At 34.8% G+C, this 11,211-nt stretch carries 9 protein-coding genes; 3 read left to right on the forward strand and 6 right to left on the reverse strand.

Going from position 1 to position 11,211, the window contains the following annotated elements; genetic code table 11:
* Window positions 1-22 precede the first annotated feature (22 nt).
* The 3 genes from QWY91_RS03170 to QWY91_RS03180 all read right to left on the reverse strand — a co-directional run bounded on the left by QWY91_RS03170 (window position 23) and on the right by QWY91_RS03180 (window position 5,266).
* Entirely contained in the window at window positions 23-1,894 is a 1,872-nt protein-coding gene (locus tag QWY91_RS03170) for a mucoidy inhibitor MuiA family protein (RefSeq protein WP_290231629.1), read from the reverse strand.
* Window positions 1,895-2,110: 216 nt separating this feature from the next.
* A complete protein-coding gene (locus tag QWY91_RS03175; protein ID WP_290231631.1) occupies window positions 2,111-3,940 on the reverse strand; it encodes a Xaa-Pro dipeptidyl-peptidase in 1,830 nt (609 codons plus the stop codon).
* Between the two features lie 117 nt (window positions 3,941-4,057).
* Complete coding sequence (locus QWY91_RS03180; protein ID WP_290231632.1) at window positions 4,058-5,266, reverse strand: MFS transporter; 1,209 nt, start codon at window positions 5,264-5,266, stop codon at window positions 4,058-4,060.
* Between the two features lie 183 nt (window positions 5,267-5,449).
* On the opposite strand from QWY91_RS03180, the gene epsC reads away from it, so the two are divergent.
* The 3 genes from epsC (at window position 5,450) to QWY91_RS03195 (ending at window position 8,734) form a co-directional block, all read left to right on the forward strand.
* Entirely contained in the window at window positions 5,450-6,244 is a 795-nt protein-coding gene (gene epsC, locus QWY91_RS03185) for a serine O-acetyltransferase EpsC (protein WP_290231634.1), read from the forward strand.
* On the forward strand, window positions 6,237-7,124 hold the full coding sequence (gene cysM / locus QWY91_RS03190; protein WP_290231637.1) for a cysteine synthase CysM: 888 nt from the start codon (window positions 6,237-6,239) through the stop codon (window positions 7,122-7,124). Before epsC ends, cysM begins: the two co-directional genes overlap by 8 nt.
* A 95-nt stretch (window positions 7,125-7,219) precedes the next feature.
* A complete protein-coding gene (locus QWY91_RS03195; protein ID WP_290231638.1) occupies window positions 7,220-8,734 on the forward strand; it encodes a DEAD/DEAH box helicase in 1,515 nt (504 codons plus the stop codon).
* Between the two features lie 61 nt (window positions 8,735-8,795).
* Here QWY91_RS03195 and QWY91_RS03200 read toward each other — a convergent pair whose 3' ends face one another.
* The 3 genes from QWY91_RS03200 to QWY91_RS03210 all read right to left on the reverse strand — a co-directional run bounded on the left by QWY91_RS03200 (window position 8,796) and on the right by QWY91_RS03210 (window position 11,054).
* Window positions 8,796-9,551, reverse strand: coding sequence for a hypothetical protein (locus QWY91_RS03200; protein ID WP_290231640.1), 756 nt, complete (start codon window positions 9,549-9,551; stop codon window positions 8,796-8,798).
* A 216-nt stretch (window positions 9,552-9,767) separates the two neighbouring features.
* Window positions 9,768-10,076 (reverse strand): hypothetical protein, encoded by a 309-nt coding sequence (locus QWY91_RS03205; RefSeq protein WP_290231642.1) that lies wholly within the window; start codon window positions 10,074-10,076, stop codon window positions 9,768-9,770.
* Window positions 10,077-10,217: 141 nt separating this feature from the next.
* Window positions 10,218-11,054, reverse strand: coding sequence for an OmpA/MotB family protein (locus QWY91_RS03210; protein ID WP_290237055.1), 837 nt, complete (start codon window positions 11,052-11,054; stop codon window positions 10,218-10,220).
* Window positions 11,055-11,211 lie beyond the last annotated feature (157 nt).

Raw genomic sequence — 11,211 nt, forward strand, 5'->3', positions numbered from 1 at the left:
AAATAAAGCCATTTGTGATATCTTATTCCAAAATCAAATTTCGGTTTTTAGAGTACTTCACAGAATATTCCAGATTGAATTTTATTTCCTGGGATGGATCGAGATTAAATTCCCATTTAATTTCACCATTTTCTTCATTCAGTTTTGCATTTGATAATTGCTCGGTTTCAACTGAAATATCTTCAGTAGTAGAAACAGGAATTTGGTCTAAAACAATCATATTTATAGATTCGTTCTTGTTATTTTTTACTGAAATTTCCCATTCTTTGATCTTTTCTCTCTTGCTTCCTATAAACTGCTTTTCGGTATAATCGTTTATTTTTTCTCTTTTAACTGAAACTTTCTTGTCTGTTCCCAGTGAAACCTCCAGAGTATCGGTTATATATCGTACATCCATTAGTGATTTCCCAATATAAGTGCCTTCAAAAAAGATATTCGCTTCTCCCTCCAGAAGATTATATTTTTCCCAATCAGTAATATTAGCTATTAGAAATGCTTCTTTTTTTATCTTCGGAACTGCGTAATATTGATATTTAGCCGGTAACTCGTAAGCCGTCATTTCTACCACATAGTTCTTATTATCAGACTTGATGGTATATGGTGTTTCGATTTCAAAATCTACAGTGGTTTGATTTTCTGTCTGAACGCTTGGTATGGGTAAACTTTTCTTTTTATCTCTTGATTCTATAGAAACACCATTGGCTCTTCCAACAAGCGCTTCTGCAGTGCTCTTATTTTTTCCGCCATATCCCACAACAACAACTTCTTCTAAAGCATTAGTGTCTTCTTGTAAAACCACATCAATTTTATTTCGATTTGCTCGTCGAACCTGGTTTTTAAAGCCCACAAAAGAGAACTCCAAATTACTTTCCTGGTCTGGAATCGTGATCGAATAGTGACCATCAAAATCTGTAACGGTACCAATCGTAGTTCCCGCAACTATTACGTTTACTCCTGGTAACGCTTCACCTTGTGGATCAATAACTTTGCCTTCTACAGTATTATTGTTAAGATTATAGGAGGGAGGCAATGTATTGTAATCTAAATAATAGGTTTGTAACTTAGGAGCCATGCCCGAATTAGATGGATTAGCTGAAGAAAATTTTAACTTTACGTTATCCCAATCGATTTTGGTGTCTTGTTTTATGTTTGCTTTATAGGCAAGTGTAATGGGCTCATTAATATTTATAGCTCTAATATCGTAAGAAGGAAACCATCCTGCATTCCCTACAATATAGTTTAATTCGACAGGAAAAGAAGTGCTTTGTTTTGCATCTATTTTTACCAATATTTCGCCATTAGGATAATCTTTTTTACTATTAATGCTTGTAATCTGTCTTTCAAGTTTTGTTCTTTCAACCGTAAGTTCTTCAATAGTTCTTTTTCTTTTAAGCTCATTCAGCATCAGCTCGGTGAGCTTTTTTCCGTAGAAATCTGCAGTCTGTTGCAGGTTGGCAACATTTACCTGTTCGTTTTTTCCAACTACATTTTTGTTTTCTTTCAGAAAGGCAATTTCTTCCTGAATTACGGTTAAATATGTTCTTTCAACTTCTATTTTTTGGACGATCGCTTCAAGTTTAGCTTCTAGAGTTTTTAATTCTGAAGATTTTTCCAATTCATTTAAATAATCTTGTTGATGATTTACAGCGAGAACTGTTATGTTTCCTTCGGCTTTTACCTGAAGACTTTTTCCATCGATAAACGGCGATAAATCGGTAAATTTTAAAACTGTAATTCCACTATTTACAGAAACATTCTTTTTTCTGGTGATCTGGGCACCATCTAGAAATACAGTGACTTCGCTAACCTCTGTTGCTATTTCTTTTTCATTAATTGTTTGTGCACAAAATACTGATGTGGTTAAAACTGCTAAAAGTAGAATTATTTTTCTCATAGTTAAGAGCCGATTATTCGTCCAAAATTAGATTTGAAAGAAAGATAATGAAAAAAACATCATACTAACTCTTGAAGATAAAATAGAATTTCTTAAAATATTTTAAACGAGTTGATGCTGCTGAAGTGCTGTTTTTTAACGTCGGATTATTCATTTTAAAGCATAAAAAAAATCGGCTAGAAAATACCAGCCGATTTTATATAATATTGATAGTTATTAAATAGCCTTTTTGATTGCATCTTCACCGCCAACAACAGGGATACTAATCGAAGTTCCGTCTAAATCTACAGTAAGTTCGGTGCCTGGTTCTGGGTGTAACGTAAAGTTCTTATCGCTAGAAAAAATCATTAAACCTATTTGCTGTCCTTTTGGAATGATTTGATCGTCTGGAATTAAATCGAAATTCAGTTCGTAGAATTTACCTGGTTTTAAAGGTTCACTTTCGCTAATCGATTTATAATTTTGTGGATCTGCCCAACCGCGTGTAATAATATTATCGGTTATTTTAGAATTTCGACCTTCTGTCCATGGTAAAGAAAGCATCCAAACCGAGAGATTGGCTGCAGGTTTACTACTCGCTAATTTTATTTTTAAAGTTGAAATTCCTGAAAGATGAAGATCTTCTTTTAACGTAGGTGTCACAAAAAGCAATCGATGATCGGTATATTCAGCTTGCGCTAATGCTTCCCCAGAAAAAGAATAGTTATCAACTAAGGTTTCTTTGCCTTGTTTTTTATGTTTCTCTATTGATAAACCACCAGTTTTAGGAGCACCTTTAGTTAGGTACAAAGTTACCTCTTTTGCATCAGGATTTGGATAATTGGCATAGGGAGTTGGATTTTGTCGATCGTCATGTTCTCTCACAATCCAAGCTTTTGGATCGTTTTCGACTTCATTTTCAATTCCGAATAAAAAATGCGTAAACCATTTATTCATCATACTTATTGGCGGTGGTCCACCATGCCCGTTTTGGTGATAATAAATTTGCGTTGGTAAGCCCATTTCTTCCGCTTTTTTATAAATACGGTAACTATGTTCAGGCATCACATTCCAGTCGTTGAAACCGTGAGACATCAGTAGTGCAGCTTGCATTGGCTCCATGTCGTTTAAATAATCACGCCCGGCCCAAAAATCATTAAAATCTCCTGTAACTCGATCCAGATTATTTCTCATCTCATTATCACGAATCGTCTTATTGCTGTAGGCTCTTTTAGATTCGTCTCCACTATGGATAAAATCGTAAAGCACATCGATGTCTTCGCCTAGATAACCGCCTGGAGATCGAACTAAACCATTAGAACGATAATAGTGATAATATGATGTGTTTGGAGCTACGGGGATTATCGCTTCTAAACCATCAACTCCGGTTGTAGCAGCGGCAAGTGGAATGGTACCGTTGTAAGAAGTCCCCGTCATCCCCACTTTTCCGGTAGACCAGTAGGCTTTAACTTCTTCGTTTCCGGTGCGTTCGGTATATCCTTTTGCGCGACCATTTAACCAATCGATTACGGCTTTTGGAGCTAAAGATTCGTTGTCGCCTCCTACGGTTGGAGAACCATCAGATAATCCAGTTCCGGGAGAAGAAGAATGTACGACGATATACCCTCGTGGTAACCAGGTTTTAATTTGTGAGTTCGAAATAATTGGGCGTTCACCTCGTTTTTCAACTTCAGGATGTACGCGTTCTTTAGGTTGTTCACCAAGTTCGTGATTTACATCCCAAAAAATACCTTCAGCAAAACCAGCGGTACCAGCGTAATAAGGGCTAGATTCATAGATTATAGGAAGTTTTAGATCCTGTGTGTCGGTTTGTTCTGGCCGGGTAACATCAACATGCATACGATCAGGTTTGCCATCGCCATCAGAGTCGAATTCGGTTTCTACCCAAAGGTCATGGCGTATCCATTTAGATTCATCTTCAAATTCAGGAACAATTTGAGCTTCGCCATCTTTAAAAATAGGGGAGACTTTTGCTTTTTCTTGGGCAAGCATCACATTCATGATAAAGCATGCGATCCAGAAAAGTGTGTTTTTTCTTTTAATCATTTTAAAATGTTAATGAGGTTTTGAGATTAAAATTTCAGATTTCGATAAATATAAGCATTTCAGCTTATTTCTATTTTCTGAATTTAGTTGAAACTATTGATAATTTTTTCCGAAGAATCAAATTCTATTAATTCGCTGCGAATTAAAAACGACAATACACAAAATAATACTTAGTATTAAAAGTATATGGGAAACTGAAAAGTCATGATCAATTAAAAATCCAACTATTAAAGGTCCAAGAGCAGTACTAATCACCATAAACATGGTAAAAATACTTCGGATGGCACCAAGGTTTTCAGTTCCATAAACTTCAGCAATAATAGCCGTTTTTACCGTTCCTGAAATTCCCGTGGTAATTCCCGCCAAAATAAGAAAAGCAAGTGCACCGATAATACTATCCATAAAAGCAAATGGTAAAAGACCAATATTAAGTGGAATTAGATAAAATCTGAATAGTTTTTTAGCGGTGTACTTATCAACCCAAACGCCACCAAATAATGAAAAAACAAGCCGAGTTATGGCATAAGCCGTAAAAAATGAAGCGTACAGCGTTGCTGACCATTCTTTTTGTTCGACAAAAATATATTGATAGAAGAACACTGCTGTGTTGATAAAGCTCACCGCGAATACCGCCGGCATTAGTATGCCGAATTTTTTATTGAAGATGATTTCTTTGTAATTATTGACTAGTTTCTTGGTGGTATTTCCTTTTATAGAAATCAGCTTATCATCAAAATGCTTAAGATTGGTGAATTTCAGTTTAACCAGGTATAAAAGTAGCAAAGCACCACTACCAATCGCTGCAACTCTCCAATTGTAAAAAGCGATGATTGTAGTAATTAAAATAGGAAGGATAGCTTCGCCAATCGAAAATCCCAGCGAAGAAAAACTAAGCGCTTTTCCACGATTTTTATCAAATATTTTAGAGATTAATGTCATGCTAATATGCGTAAGCAAACCCTGCCCAAATAATCTTAGCATGATTATGGCGATAATTAATGGAATAAAATAATAACTAAAACCTAGTAAAATGGTAGCAATGGCGAGGCCCGTAATACTAAAAGCGGTTACCGTTTTAGCCGGCTTATGGTCTACGGTGTGACCAACAGTTAACATGATTATCGATGCCGTAACGGTACAACCGGCGTAAATAGCACCAAATGTACCTTCAGAAATAGAAAAGGCTTTTATAATTTCCGGCACGTATAGTGAAATAAGAAACGTTTGTCCAAAACTGGATAAAAAAGTAAGAATCCAGCCGAAACTAAGTTTTCTAAAATTAGTGATGATAAATTTGTAAAAATCCTTCAAATGCAGCGTTTTCACAAATATAAGATTTAGAATATTCGAAATATATCTCAGTGTAATTTTATTTAATTTCACACTAATAAATAGGAGAATTAGGTGTAAAACCAATAAATCCCATAGGGTATTGTGAAAGCTTTGGATTAATCATTCGACTATTGCAATCATTATCCCTATTTTTGGATTTAAATAGCAAGACAAGGAATGAATCTGGAGACAGTAATCAAAGAAATAAAAAACCATAAAAAATTACCTAATCTTAAATTCGAGATTAAGGAAAAAACGGAAGCTTTTACCAAGCATTTATTTTATACGTTGTTTGATGAAGATACCGAGGTTGAAGAAAATCTGAAGACATTAGAAAAGGAATTTGAAGCATTAGCCGATCTTGTTTGCTGGAAGCCAAACACACCTTGCCGAAATATTTGGACAGAATATATTGAAAAATTACCCGAGATTCTTCAAAAATTAAATGCAGATGCCCGTGCTATTGCCGAGAATGATCCCGCAGCAAATTCAGTAGAAGAAGTTTGTCTTTCTTACCCTGGTTTTTTTGCTATTGCCATTTATAGATTAAGTCACGAATTTTACAAATTTGGTCTGCCATTAGTGCCACGTCTAATGACCGAGTGTGCACACAATCTTACCGGTACCGATATTAATCCCGGTGCGATAATCGGCGTCCCGTTTTTTATAGATCATGCAACAGGTGTGGTTATAGGTGAAACTGCGGTTATTAAGGATAACGTAAAGGTTTATCAAGGAGTAACGCTTGGAGCTTTGTATGTAGATCGAAATCTTCGCAAAGTAAAGCGACATCCCACGATAGAAGATAACGTCACTATTTATGCGAATGCCACTATTCTTGGCGGTGAAACAGTAATTGGCGCGAACAGCGTTATTGGTGGGAATGTGTGGTTAACAAAATCTGTTCCTGCAAATTCTATGGTTTCGCATACACCACAAATTAATATTAAAAATACAGCTCAAAATGAGTAAATCGATATTCCGATTAATAGGAAATACGCCATTAGTAGAAGCCAGAACGCTGGTTAAAAATCCGAACGTTAAGTTATATTTTAAGTTAGAAGGACAAAATCCCGGCGGAAGTGTTAAAGATCGAGCAGCTTATAATATGATTAAAAGTGCTTTAGATCGTGGCGATATAGATGAAAAAACAAAGCTAATTGAAGCTACTAGCGGGAACACCGGTATTGCTTTAGCGATGATAGCTTCGATGTTTAAGCTGAAAATTGAACTGGTAATGCCTGAAAATGCTACAAAAGAACGTGTGCAAACCATGCGAGCTTACGGAGCGAAAGTAACTTTAACCAATGCTGAAGAAGGAATAGAAGGAAGTAGAGACTATGCTGAAGCTAAGGTCGAAAACGAAGGTTATTTTATGTTTAATCAGTTTAGTAATGAGGATAACTGGAAAGCGCATTATAAAACTACCGGTCCCGAAGTTTGGGAAGATACCGATCATAAAGTGACTCATTTTGTTTCTAGTATGGGAACTACAGGAACCATAATGGGAACCTCCACTTTTTTAAAGGAGAAAAATAAGGCTATTCAAATTGTAGGTGTGCAGCCTACAGATAATTCTAGTATTCCAGGAATAAGAAAATGGCCAGAAGCCTACCTTCCGAAGATATTTAATGCTGAAAAAGTAGATCAGGTGATTGAGGTTAGCGAAAAAGAAGCTCGCGAAATGACGAAACGACTAGCGGAAGAAGAAGGAATTTTTGCCGGTATGAGTAGTGGAGGAGCAACGGCAGCAGCCCTAAAATTGTGTGATACATTAGAAGAAGGCATAGTGGTAAGCATCATTTGCGACCGTGGTGATCGATATTTATCTTCAGATTTATTTGAAAATTAATTAATTACGGCTTTAATGTTGATTTCTGCTCAGATAATTTCTATAAACCTGAAAAATGCGCTATTTTTGCAAAATTGCAGATTAAAACAGGGTTTATGGAAGTTTCAGATTTAGGAATTAGCGAAAAGAAGGTAGACAAACAATTATACGGTTATCAGCAGAACGATATCGATAAGATCTTTGGTGTTATAGAAGAAAATCCAGAGCATTATAATCTTTTGTATCAATTGCCTACCGGTGGAGGAAAAACGGTAATCTTCTCTGAAATGGTACGAGAATATATTCAGCGTACCGAAAAGAAAGTATTAATTCTAACGCACCGTATCGAGCTTTGTAAGCAGACGAACAAGATGCTTTCCGATTTTGGTGTTAAGAATAAAATTATAAACAGTAAGGTTAAAGAACTACCAGATCAACATGACTATATGTGTTTTGTTGCCATGGTAGAAACTTTAAATAACCGTCTTCACGATGATAAATTAGACCTTGAAGATATTGGGATGGTTATTATTGATGAAGCGCATTACAATAGTTTTAGAAAATTATTTAAGTTTTTTGAAAAGTGCTTTATCCTTGGTGTAACTGCAACGCCACTTAGCTCGAATATTAAATTACCAATGAAGGATAATTACCGCGAATTGATCGTTGGTGATTCTATTACTTCTTTGATTGAAAAAGGCTTCCTGGCTAGAGCTAATATTTATAGCTATAACGTAGGTTTATCTGCTTTAAAAGTAGGGATGAACGGTGATTACACCGTAAAATCTTCCGAAGAACTGTATACGAATATGTCGATGCAGGAAAAGCTTTTAAATGCTTATTTGGAGCGTTCTAAAGGAAAGAAAACCTTAATTTTTAATAATGGTATTAATACTTCTATAGAAGTTTACTACACATTTAAGCAAGCGGGTTATAATGTTCGGCATTTAGATAATACGACAAGCAAGCAGGATCGGAAGGAAATTCTAAAATGGTTTAAACATACACCAGATGCGATTGTAACTTCAGTAAGTATTTTAACTACAGGATTTGATGAGCCTACGGTAGATACCATTATACTGAATCGTGCTACCAAATCGCTTACTTTATACTTCCAGATGATTGGTCGGGGATCTCGTGTACTTCCTGGTAAGAAAGAATTTACAGTAATCGATCTTGGTAATAATATGGCTCGTTTTGGCCATTGGAGTTCACCAATCGATTGGAGACAAATTTTCCGTTCGCCAGATTTTTATTTTGAAAATCTACTTAGCGACGAGGAAATTGAACGTGAGTTTAAATACGAAATGCCCGCAGAATTAAGAGAGCAATTTTCAAAATCAGAAAGTGTAGATTTTGACGTAGAAGCGGCTTATGACGATGTGATTAAACGTGGATTGAAATCGAAATCGGTTTTAGAGTGGTCTATGGAGCAACACGTAAAAATGTGTGTTGAAAATAGCGAAGATGTATTTGATGCACGAATTTTGGCTAAAGAATTAAAAGCTGATATATCTTCAAGAATCAAACAGTACTCGTATTGCATTTCTAAAAGTACCAAGAATTATCGTGACTGGTTAGAAGAAGATTATTCTAGAAAGCTAAGAATGGCGATCAATAAAGAATTCTAACTTGATTAAAAAAAGAAAACCTCTTGTGAAAGCATGAGGTTTTCTTTTTTAGACTAATACTTTATTTATTTTCTTCGGAAATACGTTGCTCGTGAAATTCTTTTGCAGCTCGATGGAGTATATCTATAAAATCTAATTTCCTATTTTCCTGTAACACCGCTGAGGTATAATTTTTCGTTGCCAAATAATCTATAAAAAGATAATGCTGATGCTCCGGGATATTAAGGTCTGCGCTTAAAAATTCAGCATTAAATAAATTATCGGTTTCAAAAAGTTGATAATAATCCTGCGGTTTTAAAACTGTTTCTTTTTCAGCAGTAACTTTTGTTTTTCCGTTTTTCTTAGATAACAGGCCTATAATTAATCGAGGTATTTCTAATAGATTTCCGTTACTGGGACGATAATCCAATGGATTGTTTTTAATACTGTATTGTATTCCTGCATTAAGTTCTTCATCTAATTGATCTGGATCGGTTTTAAAACTTTTTCCACTATTTATCTTTACTTCATCCAAAGTATTAAAGTTAAGTTCTACAACAACGTTCTTGTTGAAATCGGTTTCTTTTACGACAAATGTATACCTATTATAAGCAATGGAATTAAACAGAATGCTGTCGCCAACTTTAGCTGAGATCTCAAAAAATCCTTTCTCGTTTGTTTCCGTATAAAATCCCTGATTTTGATTCTTTATCTTGAAATTTGAAACGATACCTTCACTATCATATAAATAACCACTAACTTTTTGAGCATTGGCGCTTAAATAGAAAACACCGAATACTACTAATAATAATGTTTTTATAGGTTGAATGGTTGGCATAGTAAAAAATAATTCAGATAAAGAATAATTGAAATTTGATAAAAGGAATTAATTCAGATTCCATAGACTGCATTAAAAATTAGATCATAAAGGAGAGATTAATAACTGAATTGTATAACGCCGATTTCAATTTGTTTATTGCTGAACGAGATGTATGAAAATGAAAACAGCAAAACCATGAAGTTTTGCTGTTTTGTATGAATTTCAAGAATTATTCTAAATCTCTTTATCTGAATTTGGATGTTCCCTGTCTTTCTGATAATCAGGTTTCGCACCACGCTTATTGAACTGTCTATTTTCTTCATCGGGAATGTCGCTACCGTCGCTGCTTATATCTGCTTCTTGTCTTTCAGGGATGTCTAGATCCTTTGCTGCAAAATCATTATTCGTTTGAGTATGATCTAGTGCTGCATCTTGCCCTTTATTCATGCTTCTTCCTTTTTCGTTTAAGGCTTGCTGATCGTCTTTAGTAACTTCAGGATTGTACGGTAAGTCCTGATCTTTTTTTTCCTTATTTGAGCTCATAATTTTTATTTTCAAGATAAAAAAATAGAGGTATAATGTTCAAAAATCAAACTTAAGCTTGATTTAAAAAACTCTTAAAACAAGGCATAAAAAAAGCGGAACGTTTAGGTTCCGCTTTTTTTATTTTATTCATTTCACTTTTTAAATTTCGCCTTCAGAATCTAACATTGCGAAGAATTTATCAAGATTTGGTATCACTACGATTCTTGTTCTTCTATTTTTAGACATGTTTTCTTTAGAAGTATTTTCTACTAAAGGGGAGTAGCTACTTCTACCGGCAGCGATAAGTTTAGAACCATCTACATTATATTTATCCTGTAATTGTCTAACTACGGCTGTTGCTCTACGTACACTTAGATCCCAGTTGTCTTCTAACCAAGAATCTTCTACCATTGTACGATCATCGGTATGACCTTCTACCATTACTTCCATAGCTGGTTCGCTATTAATTACTTCAGCAAGTTTTTTAAGTAGTGGTTGCGCATCTCTTGATAATCTGTAACTACCACTTCTAAATAGCAATTTATCGGAAACATTGATCATTACTACCGTTTTATCTACCGTGATATCTATATCGTCGCCATCTTTACCTTCAGTGATTTGGCTTTTTAAATTGTAAGAAATGGCAGCATTAATCGAATCTTCAATGGTCTCTACACCTTCTAACTGAGAAGCATCCATTTTTGCAATGGTTTTTCTCATTTGATCTTTAGTATTGTTAGACATTGCCGTTACATCGTTCAATTCTAATTTTTCGTCATTAGAAGAACGTAAGGAATTAATTTTAGCGTTATAATCTGCAACGCGTTCTTCTATAGCGGCATATTTATCTTCAATTTCTTCTTTTTCAACACGAGTTTTTTGCAAAGTGCTTCTAGTATCGTTTAGTTCTCCTTCTAAAGAGACATACTTTTTTTTAGAAACACAAGAGGCTAAAAGAGCCGTTGAAAAAATTGATACTGCTAAAGTCTTTCTCATCATTTTTAAATTTTTAGTGGTTATAGTTTAATAAAAGCGTCGTTGCAAAACGATTTCGGTTATTAAAACAACTTAGATTTTTAAGAAATATGCCTGTTTTTAGCATATTTAACGTCCTATTAAACTTTTTTCACAATTGGCGAGAGATAGGTCAAAA

The sequence above is a fragment of the Zunongwangia endophytica genome, from assembly GCF_030409505.1.
In the GTDB taxonomy this organism is placed as follows: domain Bacteria; phylum Bacteroidota; class Bacteroidia; order Flavobacteriales; family Flavobacteriaceae; genus Zunongwangia; species Zunongwangia endophytica.